At 47.4% G+C, this 13,635-nt stretch carries 13 protein-coding genes and 1 pseudogene; 9 read left to right on the forward strand and 5 right to left on the reverse strand.

The features are described from left to right. Positions 1-38: 38 nt before the first annotated feature. From DPV68_RS13905 to DPV68_RS13920, 4 genes are all read right to left on the reverse strand, one after another. The gene (locus tag DPV68_RS13905; RefSeq protein ID WP_114167379.1) at positions 39-272 is read right to left on the reverse strand and encodes a helix-turn-helix domain-containing protein; all 234 of its coding nucleotides are present in this window, start codon (positions 270-272) and stop codon (positions 39-41) included. Between the two features lie 338 nt (positions 273-610). After that, the gene (locus tag DPV68_RS13910) at positions 611-3,025 is read right to left on the reverse strand and encodes a heavy metal translocating P-type ATPase (protein ID WP_114167380.1); all 2,415 of its coding nucleotides are present in this window, start codon (positions 3,023-3,025) and stop codon (positions 611-613) included. Then, entirely contained in the window at positions 3,018-3,383 is a 366-nt protein-coding gene (locus DPV68_RS13915) for an ArsR/SmtB family transcription factor (protein ID WP_029595499.1), read from the reverse strand. The genes DPV68_RS13910 and DPV68_RS13915 overlap by 8 nt, the downstream gene beginning before the upstream one ends. A 95-nt stretch (positions 3,384-3,478) precedes the next feature. Then, positions 3,479-4,093 carry a CadD family cadmium resistance transporter gene (locus tag DPV68_RS13920; protein WP_029595498.1) on the reverse strand — a complete coding sequence of 205 codons (615 nt, stop codon included), beginning with the start codon at positions 4,091-4,093 and terminating at the stop codon, positions 3,479-3,481. Between the two features lie 317 nt (positions 4,094-4,410). Between DPV68_RS13920 and DPV68_RS13925 the strand changes: the two genes are divergently transcribed. The 7 genes and pseudogenes from DPV68_RS13925 to DPV68_RS13955 all read left to right on the forward strand — a co-directional run bounded on the left by DPV68_RS13925 (position 4,411) and on the right by DPV68_RS13955 (position 10,327). After that, positions 4,411-5,097, forward strand: coding sequence for a DsbA family protein (locus tag DPV68_RS13925; RefSeq protein WP_114167381.1), 687 nt, complete (start codon positions 4,411-4,413; stop codon positions 5,095-5,097). After that, the gene (locus tag DPV68_RS13930) at positions 5,097-5,537 is read left to right on the forward strand and encodes a disulfide oxidoreductase (RefSeq protein ID WP_114167382.1); all 441 of its coding nucleotides are present in this window, start codon (positions 5,097-5,099) and stop codon (positions 5,535-5,537) included. Before DPV68_RS13925 ends, DPV68_RS13930 begins: the two co-directional genes overlap by 1 nt. Positions 5,538-5,641: 104 nt before the next feature. Further along, a complete protein-coding gene (locus tag DPV68_RS13935; RefSeq protein WP_114167383.1) occupies positions 5,642-6,349 on the forward strand; it encodes a cytochrome c biogenesis CcdA family protein in 708 nt (235 codons plus the stop codon). A 39-nt stretch (positions 6,350-6,388) separates the two neighbouring features. Further along, a pseudogene (gene resA, locus DPV68_RS13940) lies at positions 6,389-6,933 on the forward strand (thiol-disulfide oxidoreductase ResA). Positions 6,934-7,260: 327 nt separating this feature from the next. Then, positions 7,261-8,169, forward strand: coding sequence for a F510_1955 family glycosylhydrolase (locus tag DPV68_RS13945; RefSeq protein ID WP_114167384.1), 909 nt, complete (start codon positions 7,261-7,263; stop codon positions 8,167-8,169). Between the two features lie 99 nt (positions 8,170-8,268). Further along, positions 8,269-9,672 carry a sensor histidine kinase gene (locus tag DPV68_RS13950; RefSeq protein WP_114167385.1) on the forward strand — a complete coding sequence of 468 codons (1,404 nt, stop codon included), beginning with the start codon at positions 8,269-8,271 and terminating at the stop codon, positions 9,670-9,672. Beyond that, the gene (locus tag DPV68_RS13955; protein WP_029595517.1) at positions 9,650-10,327 is read left to right on the forward strand and encodes a response regulator transcription factor; all 678 of its coding nucleotides are present in this window, start codon (positions 9,650-9,652) and stop codon (positions 10,325-10,327) included. Before DPV68_RS13950 ends, DPV68_RS13955 begins: the two co-directional genes overlap by 23 nt. 59 nt (positions 10,328-10,386) lie before the next feature. Here DPV68_RS13955 and DPV68_RS13960 read toward each other — a convergent pair whose 3' ends face one another. Continuing rightward, positions 10,387-10,719, reverse strand: a complete 333-nt coding sequence (locus tag DPV68_RS13960) for a four-helix bundle copper-binding protein (RefSeq protein WP_084158420.1) — start codon at positions 10,717-10,719, stop codon at positions 10,387-10,389. A 272-nt stretch (positions 10,720-10,991) separates the two neighbouring features. Here DPV68_RS13960 and copZ point away from each other — a divergent pair, with 272 nt between their 5' ends. Together copZ and DPV68_RS13970 are read left to right on the forward strand one after the other, a co-directional pair. Then, complete coding sequence (copZ, locus tag DPV68_RS13965; RefSeq protein WP_029336157.1) at positions 10,992-11,195, forward strand: copper chaperone CopZ; 204 nt, start codon at positions 10,992-10,994, stop codon at positions 11,193-11,195. A 137-nt stretch (positions 11,196-11,332) separates the two neighbouring features. Further along, positions 11,333-13,471: a heavy metal translocating P-type ATPase gene (locus DPV68_RS13970; RefSeq protein ID WP_114167386.1), complete on the forward strand. Its 2,139-nt coding sequence runs from the start codon at positions 11,333-11,335 to the stop codon at positions 13,469-13,471. Positions 13,472-13,635 lie beyond the last annotated feature (164 nt).

A 13,635-nucleotide genomic window follows, 5' to 3' on the forward strand; every position in this document is an offset into this window, starting at 1 on the left:
CACCTGGAGCGAACAAGTCGCTCCAGGTGGCCTCTTTGTTATAAATCTACTGAGTTATGTCCCAGCCTCTTTTCCATCGGTTCACGCTCAGGGAACAAGAACTCATACAGCCATTTTTTTGTCATCCTGTCTTCCAAGCTGTCGATGCCACGCTCTGTGGCCCGTTGAATCACATCGCTCACCGTGTTCCTCGAATGTCCGGTGCTCGCACTGATCGTGCGTTGACTGATCCCATCAAAATGAAGTTCCAGTATCTTGCGACCATCAATCAAAACAAAACCCCCATACTTCAATGTCATGCCGACGGCATGCATCTCAAGTATAGGGGAGAAAAGGCATCAAGCGTATAAGTGGTATAGTGTCCGCACTGAGTGGCTCAGTTGTCCACACTCGGTGGCTCAGAAGAATGCACAAGTGGCTCATTTTAAATGCAATAATCAATCATACATAGTGATGACGACAGTCATCGGATGAGGAACCGGAAATCATTGTTTTCGGCAGAAGTGTAAAAGGCAAACGAGCAAAAAGTGTCAAATTCAACTTGACGTCTACAGTGCCCTACTATGTATTTCAGAAAAGAGCTTTCCAGTTGGCTGGAAAGCTCTTTTCGTTACTCTTTTACGCGCATCAGCCGCAAGCTGTTGAGTGCAACCAGAAGGGTAGCGCCCATATCCGACATGATGGCGATCCACAGGGTCAGCCAACCCGGAATGACCAATAGCAGCGCAATCACTTTGATGCCGATGGCGAACGTAATGTTCGCTTTGATGATATTCAGGGATTTCCGGCTCAATTTCACCGTGAATGGCAGCTTGCTCAAATCGTCGCCCATCAAAGCGACATCCGCCGTTTCCAAAGCGGTATCCGTTCCGGCTCCGCCCATGGCAATCCCGACCGTAGAAGCGGCGAGTGCCGGCGCGTCGTTCACGCCGTCTCCAATCATCGCCACCTTGCCGTACTCGGCCCGTAAGCGTTTGATGACATTCAATTTGTCCTCCGGCATCAGCTCGGCCTGGATTTCGGTGACGCCGACCTCTCGGCCGATGGCCTGACCGGTCGCTTTGTTGTCACCCGTCAGCATGATCGTCTTCTTGATGCCTATGTCGTGCAGCTTCTGGATAACTTCCTTGCTGGAGTCCCGGACTTCATCGGCCACGGCGATGACCGCCAGGATGTTTTGTTCCGTTCCGATGATCATGGCCGTCTTGCCCTGATTTTGAAGAGCTGTGACATTTTGTTCCAAGTTCTTATCCGCACTTGCGGCGCCCAGCTCGTTGAAGAGGATCGGGCTGCCGATATAGTACGTGGTTCCTTCGACGGTTCCTTTAATCCCTTTGCCGGTAATGGATGAGAAGTCCTCGACCAAGACCGAAGAATAAGAAATATTTTCTGCATCCGCTTTTTTCATAATGGCCGAAGCAAGGGGATGCTGTGAGCGGTACTCCAGTGCTGTGACGATAGAAAGCAGCTCTTTTTCACTGATTCCCTTGTTCAGCACTTCAAAGTCCGTGACAACCGGAACCCCTTTGGTCAAGGTGCCGGTCTTGTCAAACGCGATGGCTTTCAGCGCGCCCATTTCTTCCAAATACACGCCGCCTTTTACCAAAACGCCTTTTTTCGCTGCGTTCCCGATAGCAGATACAATCGAAATCGGAGTCGAAATGACCAAAGCACACGGGCATCCTACGACTAGCACAGCCAATCCTTGGTAGACCCAGGTTTCCCAGCTGGCATCAAACAGAAGGGGAGGAACGATGGCTACAAGCGCAGCAACGACCATGATAATCGGTGTATAATATTTGGCAAATTTATCGACAAACGCCTGCGAAGGAGCCCGTTCGCCTTGTGCTTCCTCAACCAGGTGGATGATTTTCGCAATGGTTGTGTCTTCAACCAACTTCGTGACTTTGACTTCGAGCAAGCCTTCTTCATTCAGCGTGCCCGCGAAGACGTCATCGTTCACCGTTTTGGCGACCGGCACGGATTCCCCGGTGATCGCCGCCTGATTGACCGCCGAATACCCGTTGGTCACCGTGCCGTCCATCGCAATCTTCTGTCCCGGTCTGACAATCATGGTGTCGCCCACCACAATGTCGTCTACCGAAATTAACTGTTCTTGGCCATTCCGCCGGACCAGTGCCTCTTTCGGAGCGATGTCCATCAACGAACGGATGGATTGTCTCGCCCGGTCCATGGAATAGCGTTCCAGTGCTTCACTGATCGCAAAGAGGATGACCACGATGGCCGCTTCCGCCCATTCCCCGATAAAGGCTGCCCCGATGACCGCAACGGTCATGAGGGTCTTCATGTCGAAATCCAGGCGAATCAGGTTCTGGAAGCCGACTTTGAAGAGCGAGTACCCGCCAATGACAATCGCCGCCACAAACAGGAGCGACGTCATCAGGTTGTCTTCGCCATTGACGAACTGGGAAATGTAGCCGAACACGATCAAGAGGGTGGAGTAGAGCAAGGTGCTGTGCTTTTGGTAGAACGGCACTTTCTTCTCTGTTCGAGCTGGCGCTTTTTCGGTTCCGGTATTCGTGATAGCTGGACGTCCTGTAATTTCAGGCGCCACCTTCAAGTTTTCAAACGCACCGGCTTTCTCCAATTCGTCGATGGTCGCTGCCCCGTAAACGGAAATTTTTGAAGCCCCGAAGTTCACTTTGGCATCCTGGACACCGGGGATCTGCTTGACGTTGTTCTCAAACTTCCCGGCGCAGTTCGCGCATGTAAAGCCTTCGACCCGGAAGACATTTTTGTCTTCGACGGTCACTTCAGGAGCCGCCTGGCGTTTCGGTTTTTCCGGTGCGACCTTCAAATTCTCGAAAGCGCCGGCTTTTTCCAGTTCCTCGACCGTCGCCTCGCCGTAGACCGCAATTTTCGAAGCCCCAAAGTTCACTTTGGCATCCTGGACACCGGGAATCTGTTTGACGTTCTTCTCGAATTTCCCGGCGCAATTCGCACACGAAAAGCCCTCAACCCGGTAGACCGTTTTGTCTTCTGTTTCCTTCGTTTTTTCAACCAACGGAAACAACCTCCTTCTGATGGATGAAGGCCACTTGCACCAAGTGTTTCACATGCGCGTCATCCAGTGAGTAGTAGACCAACTTGCCTTCCTTGCTGTATTTCGCCAACCCCATATTATTCAGTAGTCGCAGGTGGTAGGAGGCGGTTGCGGTAGATGAACCGATGATATTCGCAACGTCACACACACACAGTTTGTCCTCCAGCGATAAGGCGTAGGCGATCTTGATACGCGTATCGTCCGACAACGCCTTGAAGATCTTCGCCACTTCCAATGGATTTTGTTCAGACAGTTGCTGCTGGACTCGTTCCACCTTTTCTTCATCTACACAGACCACATCACAAATCTCTTTTGCCATTTTCATTCACTCCTTTTTCTCACTTCTGTTTACTCATTCGTTTTTTCAAGTAAGTGATTTTCTTCTATATAAAACAAAGAGTGCAAAGAATCACTTCAACTCACCAATCCCCAAAGGAATCGGAAAGTCCCATTCTCCGCCATAATCAAGATGCCGAGCCCGATGAAGACAATCGGCACAATCCACCGTTCCCAATTTTCTATCGTTTCAGAAATCGTTTTAACGGCTGCCAACCGGTAACTGAGGTAACACAAGACGGCGACCAGGATGGCAAAGACAACCAGCATCACCACAGTTTCACTTGGATTCAAGGTTGAAAAGTAGGGTATGTAGACGCCAATGTTGTCGCCGCCAGCCGCCAGGGTAATGACTGTAATGGTGACAAACAAGCGATTGGGGTTTCCGGAAGACAAACGGGACAGGAGATTCTCTTCGTCGTCCTCGTCTTCTTCTCGCTTCCAGACCCGGATGCCCAGGTAAATCGGAATGAGCCCTAGCAAGCCCACCCAGTGGGACGGCACAAGCGTCAGGCTGTACGCAGCCAACAGGCTGACGCCCACCAAGATGGCTGTTCCTAGGTATTGTCCGATGACAATGGATTTTAACTGGCCTTTTTTCATCGTTTGTGAAAACAGGATCAGCAAAATAATGACGTAATCAATGCTGGTCGCCACATAAGCGGCAACCGCGGTAAAAATCGTGGTTAACAGCACCCTCATCTCCTTTACGGATATCCTAGTGTGAAGTGATACCCTCTGATAGTTATAAATTCAAACAAACGTTTGATTAATGCAAGTGTACAAAGATTTCGCTAGATTGTCAATTGTATATTCAAATGATTGTTTTAATGTTTGGGCATGCTTGTTAGATTGAACAGGGAGCGACAAGTGGCAAGGCAAATTGAAATTTAGTATGGCCAATGCCTGCATGTCTTGTTAAGCATTCTATCTTTAGAAGAGCTGAAAATGGTATAGAAGAACAATGTGGAGTAGTTGATTGATAAATCATGATAGGAAAGAGGGATAATATGGATAAAAACAATAAGAAGAAACAGTCCGGAATGAAGTTCGCAGTTCTCCTGACACTATTGGCGGTTGGCATTTTAGCAGCAATCGTCGTGCTCACAAACCAACAATCTGCTTCACCCGTGGAAACAGGAGAAGTAGATATTACGGGCCAGCCAACGCTTGGTGAAAGTGATGCACCGGTCACGGTCGTGGAATTCGGGGATTTCAAATGCCCGTCCTGTAAAGCTTGGGGAGAAATGGTATATCCGCAGCTGGTGGCGGACTATGTCGAGACGGGGGATGTGAAGTTCTCCTACATCAATGTCCTGTTCCATGGCAATGAATCGATGATCGGCTCTTTGGCGTCGGAAGCAGTCTATGAACAAAGTCCGAACGATTACTGGGATTTCTACAAAGCTCTATTTGCGGAACAGCCGGCAGTTGAAAATCACGATGCCCCTTGGCTGACACAGGAAAAAACGGTGGAAGTGGCTTCCCAATTCCCGGCCATTGACCTGGAACAGCTGAAGGAAGACATGGAAAAGCAAACGGCCATGGACAAAGTCAAAACAGATGAAGCGTTGGTGGAAGAACACGGGGTAGCGATGACACCAACGATCGTGGTCAATGGACAGACGCTGGAAGATCCGTTTGATTACGATGCCATCAAAGCATTGATCGATGAAGCGTTAGCGGAGGAAAACTAATGAACGAAACCCATAAAGTATCTGATAAAAGGGGCTTCTTGCTGTACGGAGCTTGGTTCGTCTCGTTGATTGCAACGCTCGGCAGCCTGTACTTCAGTGAAATCAAGGGGTTTATCCCGTGTGACCTGTGCTGGTTTCAGCGGATTTTCATGTATCCGCTTGTGTTGATTTTAGGGATCGCGACGTTCCAGAACGATTGGAAGGTTGTCCGCTATGCCCTGCCCTTATCAGTTATCGGGGGAAGCATCTCGGTCCTGCATTACATGGAACAAAAGATTCCGGGGTTCGGTGGTCTCCGGCCATGTGTAAGCAGCGTTCCCTGTAGCGCAGAGTATATCAATTGGTTTGGGTTCATCACCATCCCCTTCCTCGCATTTATCGCTTTCCTCTTAATCAGTGTGGCGATGGTAATTCTAGTAATGAAGAATAGAGCGAACTGACGGATCGCCCCTAACAATCTATCACGGACTGTCATTTTTACAGAAAGCGGCGATAGGGCAGTTAAGGAACTATACACGTCAATCATCTAAAAGGAGACTGTTCTATGGCTGAAGTAAGTTTATTGCTGGCGTTCGGCGCCGGATTGTTATCGTTCCTCTCGCCTTGCGCGCTTCCACTGTACCCGGCTTTTTTGTCCTACATCACTGGTGTCTCGGTCAATGAGCTGAAAACCGGAAAAGGGGCGATGAAAAAGAGCGCATTGATCCATACGGTGCTTTTTTTGGTCGGGTTTTCCATCATCTTTCTGGCGCTCGGGTTGTCCACTTCATTCATCGGCTCTTTCTTTTTTGAGAACGCCGACCTGCTGCGCCAGCTGGGTGCCATCTTGATGGTGTTTTTCGGCTTGGTGCTGACCGGTGTCCTGAAATTCGACTTCCTGCTTTCGGATAAGAAAGTCCATTTTCAAAAACGGCCATCGGGCTATACCGGCTCCGTGGTAATTGGGCTGGGCTTCGCCGCCGGATGGACGCCGTGTACCGGCCCCATCCTGGCCGCGGTGATAGCGATGGGGATCGCCGATCCGAGCCGCGGGCTCTTGTATATGCTGTTTTACGTCCTCGGCTTTGCCATTCCGTTCCTCTTGATGTCGTTCTTCATCGAGAAGATGACCTTCCTAAAGAAACGGAGTGCGCAGTTCATGTCGATCGGCGGAGGCTTGATGGTCATCATGGGTCTCATGTTGTATTTCGATATGATGACGGACGTCATCGCTTACCTGTCGCAGTTCACGGGTGGGTTCACTGGATTTTAATAGACCGGACTTATAATATTTAGAAAGGCGTGACGCTATATGACTGCGAAAAAGAATAAAAAGAAGAACCGTTTGATAATGAGGACAAGCATTTTGCTTGTCCTGGCAGGGGCTATAATCTTTACCATCTACAACGGATTAACAAAAGAGAAAAACGAATTGCTGCAAGTTGGAGATTGGGCACCCGATTTTGCTTTGACGGATTTGAATGGGGAACGGCATCAGCTGTCTGAGTACAAAGGGCAGGGGGTGTTCGTGAACTTTTGGGGTACTTGTGCAAACCGTGCGAAAAAGAGTTCCCGCTGATGGAAAAGCAGTACCAGGTATACAAGGATTAAGGTGTGGAGATACTCGCTGTCAATATTGCGCAATCCGATTATGAAGTGAGACAATTTGCTGAACAGCGAAATTTAACGTTCCCGATTGTTATCGATAAGGACAAAAGTGTTATGGAAGCTTATAATATCCGTCCATTGCCGACTACTCTGTTAGTCAATCAAGAGGGCAAAATCGAGAAAATTATTACGGGTGAAATGTCCGAAGAGGATATCGCGAGTTATATGGAACAGATCAAACCGTGCTGATACCTCTGAATTTCCCAAGCATAATGCGGGCCACGTTATTTTGAAAAATGCTGCAAGGAAAAAACGAGAAAAAGACATTTCTTTAAAGTGGACTAAACCACAAGAAAAGCAATGTCAGGTGTAGAAAATTTATAAATAAAAATCAGGCAAAGATCCTCCACCGGACCGATTGGAAGGATTATTCCTTTTGGGTCAATTGTAGAGGGAATGGATTACCTGTTTTGAAATCAAGATATCTGCACAAAAAGTCGAAACTTTTTCGTTAAGCTATAAGAGGTTGATACTTATGGAAAGTATAGAAAATTGACATATTCGGAGGGCATCTACATGAAAAAAAAGAGAATGGGCATAGCGGTACTGTCGGCTTTGCTTTTGCTGGCAGGATGCAGCAACGATACAGCGGATTCATTTGAAGTTCCATTTGAAGGAGAACTGAGACACGTCCACGGTATGGGCTATGCAGGAGGTGGGAACGATTTGTATTTTGCATCACACAGCGGTCCAAAAATTTATCGTGATGGCGAATGGTTTGAAACAGCGGATAATTTTTTCGATTATATGGGCTTTAACGCTGTAGATGAAGGCTTTTATTCTTCGGGACACCCGAGCGCAGATTCGGATTTGCCCAATCCGCTTGGGATTCAGCGGAGTACAGATGGCGGAGAAACCTTGGAAGAGATTGCATTTCAAGGAGAAACGGACTTTCATGCGATGGCTGTAGGATACACCAGCCATGATATTTTCCTGCTCAATCCAGCAAAAAACTCCTTGCTCGAAGCAGGGTTCTACAAAAGTAACGATATAGGAGAATCGTGGGAGCCGGTCAAAGCTTCAGGATTAGAAGGAGAAGTGATGGCGCTCGCCCTTCATCCGACAGATTCGAACTTCGTTGCTGCAGCTACTTCTACAGGTGTGTATTTCTCACGTGATGGCGGCGAAAATTTTGAGGCGATTACATCGGAAAATGAAACAGGCACAGCGGTGCATTTCACCGAAGACCAGTTGTATTTCGGAAGCTACGGGACAGCGGCGGCTTTGGTGAAGTATACTATGGAAAATGAAGAACTGAAGACGGTGAACATACCGGATCTTCCGCAAGATGCCATCGCTTTTATTGCACAAAATCCGACTGATGAAAGGGAACTGGCGATCTACTCACTCCAGGGCAATGCTTACTTGTCGGAAGACGGATCACAGACCTGGAAAACGCTGCTGGAAGAGGGAAAAACCAAGTAGAAACCAGCTAGCCGTTTGAAAGACGAACCGAATCCAACAGCTTTCGGCAGCAGTCTTTGTCTTGATTGCTGCTAACCAATCGACTTAAAGAGGGATGCCATGTTAAACAGGCTTGCATTGAAAATAGGTTTGCTGTTTTTTGTGTTTATTATCATCATTGAATCGGTTTTGTTTCTAACCCTGTACGTTACTTTTGTCAATGAACGGGTGGATGAAGTCATGACCAACCTGCTTGCAAGAGGGAACACCCACAGCGAAGTATTGGAAGACAGTTTTGAACCGGCGACATTGAACCATGTGGCGTTGATGGAATCGGCCTCCGATTTCATCGTCATCATCACGGATGCAGATGGCAACGAATTGACCCATTCCGATCTGATTGAACCTGAAATGAGGGAAGTGTTGGAACACACCGATTTTGATGAGGTTCTGCAGGAAGGTAAGGTCGTGGAAGAGCGATGGGACAAAAAAGAGTTTATTGCGACGGACAGCCCAATCACCATTGAAGGAGAACATAGAGGCCACGTGTTCATGTTTGCGGAAACCAATCATATCAAAGGGATGGTCAGTCATTTGCGAAACCAATTCCTGATTGTTGGCCTGATTGCTGTCGGGTTGACCGTCATCACAATTTTTCTGCTATCCCGATTGATTACGTTGCCGTTGATTCGGATGAAAGAAGCGACGGAACAGTTAAGCGAAGGGCACCACGAGGTCAGCCTGAATATTGGCCGAAACGATGAGTTGGGAGAGCTGGCGAAAGCCATCACTGCTCTATCCAGTGACTTGGAACATTTAAAAAATGAGCGGAATGAATTTTTGGCGAGTATTTCGCACGAGTTGCGGACGCCGTTGACCTATATCAAAGGATATGCCGATATCGCGAGCCGGCCGGATGCATCCGAGGAAGAGAAAAAGGAATACATTGGCATCATCCGGGAAGAGACGGCCCATTTGACGGAATTGATCCGGCAGCTGTTTGAGCTGGCTCAGATGGATCATAACCAGTTCGCCATTCAAAAAGAGGAATTTTCACTGGAGATGCTTTTTGCATCCGTCGTTGCCTTGGTTCGGCCAGCTTTTGACGAGAAACAGATTTCATTGGCTGTCCATTGTGAACATGAGATTGTCGCCTTCATTGATCCCGAACGTTTTCAGCAGGTATTGCTGAATGTCTTGGACAACGCCCGCAAGCATTCTCCTGAAGGAACACAAGTGGTATTACAGGGAGTCCAAGATAAAGGTACCATCACCATAAGCATCCGTGATGAAGGAGAGGGCATACCGGAAAAAAATCTTCCTTTTGTCTTTGAACGATTGTATCGGGTCGATAAATCCAGATCCAGACAGTACGGAGGAAGCGGTCTTGGCCTGGCGATTGCGAAAGAAATCGTCGAATCGCACGGTGGTCTCATGACGCTTCAAAGTGAGTACGGACAAGGGACAACCGTCCTGATAGAATTGAAAAGGGGGGATTCGCTTGCAGAAAGTGCTGTTGGTTGATGATGAACAACGAATGCTGGATTTAGTGGCTTTATATTTGAAGCCGCATCAGTACCTCTGTAAAAAAGCACTGGGAGCTCATGAAGCCCTCGACTATTTGGAATCGGAACCTTTCGATCTCGTCTTACTGGATATCATGATGCCGGAAATGGATGGCTGGGAACTGTGCCGCGAAATCCGGAAATTTTCGGATGTGCCAATCATTATGCTGACGGCGCGGGAACAACAGGAGGATATTGTTAAGGGATTGAATATCGGGGCGGATGATTACATCACAAAGCCGTTTAATGAAGATGAGTTGCTGGCCCGGATGGGGGCGCTGCTTCGCAGGAGAACTCCGAAAAATACCATTGAAGTGGACGGTTTGGTGTGGGACGAAGACCGGTTTGAACTTACGTACGGCAAACATATCATCAAATTGACGCCAAAAGAATTTCTGATGGTGGGCCATCTGATGAAGAATGCCGACAAAGTGTTTACGAGGGAGCAGCTGATCCAGTTAATTTGGGGATTCGACTCAGAGACGGAAGGGCGGACCATCGATTCGCATGTGCGAAATGTTCGGGAAAAAATCCGCCAGTCCGGTTTTCCGGTCGATGATCATTTTCTCACGGTTTGGGGAATCGGCTACAAATGGATCCATGAAGCAGAATGATGCTTGATAAAAGAAAAGGTCCGTCGGAAAATATTTCCGACGGGCCTTTTTGAGTAAGGTTATGCGGCGTTACGGCAAGCTTCTGCACATCTACGGCAAGCTTCCGCACAGCGTCTGCAATGTTCATGATGATCGGCGTGCTTCTCACATTCCTCTGCGCAAGCTTCGCAAATGGTTGCGCAAACGGCTGCCAGTTCGGAAACGAACGGTGAATTGTGAGTAATGGCATGTTCCAAAAATGCACACATGTCCGCGCATTCCCGGTCTAATCGAATGCACTGTGCTAGCATCTTCACATCATCTTCCTGCAGACAAGCGTCAAAACAATGGTTACATTCCGCTGCACAATCATGTAATGCCCGAATCAATTCCTGATGTTGTTCATGAGCCATGTTAAAACCTCCATTTCTTATTTTTGTTTCATTTACTGGATTTCCCTCTCCTTTCCAAACTAAACAGAAATACCGAAACTCCATAGAAACTGCACATTTTATAGACAAGTAATCAAATATTAAAATCAATGGTGCGGTTTTTTTGGGGGGTCATTGTGAACTTCTAAATTAGAGTCATGGAAACAGCGATAAAGTAAAATGATACTAAACACTTGATATACCCTATCGGGGTATGTTAAGTTTAAGGAAATATTACTTTAGGAGGAATAATAATGATTGAAACATTAAAAGTACAAGGTATGTCCTGCGGCCACTGTGCAAACTCGGTTGAAACGGGCGTCGGTGAACTCGAAGGGATTTCATCTGTGACAGTTGATCTTAAAAAAGGCGAAGTGGCAGTAGACTATGATACTGCCAAGACATCATTAAACGAAATTCAGAAAGCGATTGAAGAACAAGGGTATGACGTCGTATAAGGGTGCTTTCACAGCACACTTTACTTTTAAATGAAATATACCCTCGCGTGGTATATTCGGCAAGAACTTTGTGAATGTTAAGAATGTAAATAGGGTTAAATAGGATAAGAACCACTAGTTTGGAGGAGGCGCACTGAATGGCTAAAAATGATAAAGACCATCACCACCATCAAGACGAACAGGTAGATCACAGTAAAATGGATCATTCCAAACATGTTGGGCATTCGTACCATGAAGACCAAGTGAAAGAAGGCATTCAAGACGACAGCAATCCTGCCAAAATTCATGATGATCATGCCCATCACAATCATGGTGGCCACGATCATAGTGACCATGGACATCACCATCATGGGAATTTCAAAGAAATTTTCCTGAAGTCGCTGCCCTTGGGCATTGTCATTCTATTATTGTCGCCGATGATGGACGTTCGGCTTCCTTTCCAATTTACTTTTCCATACTCGGATATTGTGGTCTCTGTATTAGCAACTATCTTATTGGTTTATGGCGGAAAACCCTTCTATCAAGGTGCAATCGCTGAATTTAAGGAAAAAGCACCGGGCATGATGGCCCTTATTTCATTAGGGATATCCGTTTCCTATTTGTACAGCATTTACGCCGTGCTGGCACGCTACGTAACCGGCGATCACATCATGGATTTCTTCTTTGAATTCGCGTCCTTGCTGTTGATCATGCTCCTTGGACACTGGATCGAAATGAAGGCTATCGGAGAAGCAGGAGACGCGCAAAAATCGCTCGCCGAATTGGTGCCGAAAGATGCACATGTGGTATTGGAAGATGATTCGATCGAGACGCGTCCCGTAAATGAGCTGAAAGTCGGAGACCTTGTACGGGTTCAGGCCGGAGAAAACGTCCCTGCCGATGGCATCATCAAAAGAGGCACCTCGCGGATCAATGAAGCTTTGCTGACGGGGGAATCTAAACCCATTGAAAAAGGAGCCGGAGACAAAGTGATCGGCGGTTCCACGAACGGTGCAGGCATCATATATCTTGAAGTACAGGAAACCGGCGACCAATCGTTCATTTCCCAAGTACAAACCCTGATAAGCCAGGCGCAGGATCAACCTTCAAGAGCTGAAAATCTGGCTCAAAAAGTAGCCGGCTGGCTGTTTTATATCGCCATTGCGGCGGCTTTCCTCGCTTTTGTCGTTTGGCTGTACATTGCTGACATTCAAACCGCTGTTCTTTTTACGGTTACGACATTAGTCATTGCATGTCCACACGCTCTCGGCCTTGCCATTCCGCTGGTTATTGCACGAAGCACCAGTTTAGGTGCAAGCCGCGGGCTGTTGGTGAAAGACCGCGAAGCATTGGAGCTGGCAACTAAGGCTGATGTAATGATACTGGATAAAACGGGTACATTGACTACTGGCGAATTTAAAGTTTTGAACATGGAAACACTGGATGGTCAACATACCGAAGCCGAAATCGCGGCGTTAATGGCAGGGATTGAAGGCGGGTCCAGCCACCCAATCGCCCAGTCAATCGTCCAATACGCTGAGAAACAAGGGATTCAGCCTGTCCACTTTGATTCGATTGATGTTGTGTCGGGTGCGGGTATAGAAGGAAACGCCAATGGCCGCAAATACGAATTGATCAGCCAAAAGGCACTTGGAAGAGATGTAGCGGTGGATGTTCCCAAAGGGGCAACATTAAGTATACTAGTTGAGGACGGGAATCCGATCGGTACGGTCGCATTAGGCGATGAATTGAAAGAAACGAGCAGAACGCTGATACAGGCATTGAAGCATTACAATATAAAACCGATTATGGCTACAGGTGACAATGAAACGGCGGCCCAAGGAGTAGCAGAGGAACTGGGCATTGAATACAGAGCCAATCAATCACCGCAAGATAAATATGGTTTAGTGGAATCACTGAAAAATAATGGACAAACGGTTATCATGGTCGGCGATGGCGTCAACGATGCACCATCCCTTGCAATAGCAGACGTTGGGATAGCAGTCGGTGCCGGAACTCAAGTCGCCATCGATTCCGCTGATGTGATTTTGACTCAGTCGGATCCAGGCGATATTGAATCCTTTATCGAATTGGCCAATAAAACAACCAGTAAAATGAAACAGAACCTCGTGTGGGGAGCCGGTTATAACTTTATTGCCATTCCCATAGCGGCGGGTGTTCTAGCCTCCATTGGGATTACGTTGGCTCCTGCCGCAGGAGCAGTTCTGATGTCCGTGTCCACGGTTATCGTGGCTATCAATGCGATGACATTGAAACTAAGAAATAGAGCTGTTTAACACCGTGTTTAATTGTCGTACACGAAAAGTGCTGCCTCCCAAAAGTTGAATTTTCTTTAACCTTGGGGGCACAGTTTTGTATTAGGTTAAAGTCAAACGGAGGTTTGAAGACTTTGGATAATTAAATATATTTTTATAGTTAACATATGAGATATTATCGGAAG

Origin of the sequence: Exiguobacterium sp. TNDT2, assembly GCF_003331145.1 — a bacterium.
Classification (GTDB): domain Bacteria; phylum Bacillota; class Bacilli; order Exiguobacteriales; family Exiguobacteriaceae; genus Exiguobacterium.

Coding starts and splice junctions, on each gene's coding strand:
- DPV68_RS13915 (WP_029595499.1), bottom strand. CDS start 3,383: ATGGCAAAAGAGATTTGTGATGTGGTCTGTGTAGATGAAGAAAAGGTG.
- DPV68_RS13925 (WP_114167381.1), top strand. CDS start 4,411: ATGGATAAAAACAATAAGAAGAAACAGTCCGGAATGAAGTTCGCAGTT.
- DPV68_RS13930 (WP_114167382.1), top strand. CDS start 5,097: ATGAACGAAACCCATAAAGTATCTGATAAAAGGGGCTTCTTGCTGTAC.
- DPV68_RS13935 (WP_114167383.1), top strand. CDS start 5,642: ATGGCTGAAGTAAGTTTATTGCTGGCGTTCGGCGCCGGATTGTTATCG.
- DPV68_RS13945 (WP_114167384.1), top strand. CDS start 7,261: ATGAAAAAAAAGAGAATGGGCATAGCGGTACTGTCGGCTTTGCTTTTG.
- DPV68_RS13950 (WP_114167385.1), top strand. CDS start 8,269: ATGTTAAACAGGCTTGCATTGAAAATAGGTTTGCTGTTTTTTGTGTTT.
- DPV68_RS13960 (WP_084158420.1), bottom strand. CDS start 10,719: ATGGCTCATGAACAACATCAGGAATTGATTCGGGCATTACATGATTGT.
- copZ (WP_029336157.1), top strand. CDS start 10,992: ATGATTGAAACATTAAAAGTACAAGGTATGTCCTGCGGCCACTGTGCA.
- DPV68_RS13970 (WP_114167386.1), top strand. CDS start 11,333: ATGGCTAAAAATGATAAAGACCATCACCACCATCAAGACGAACAGGTA.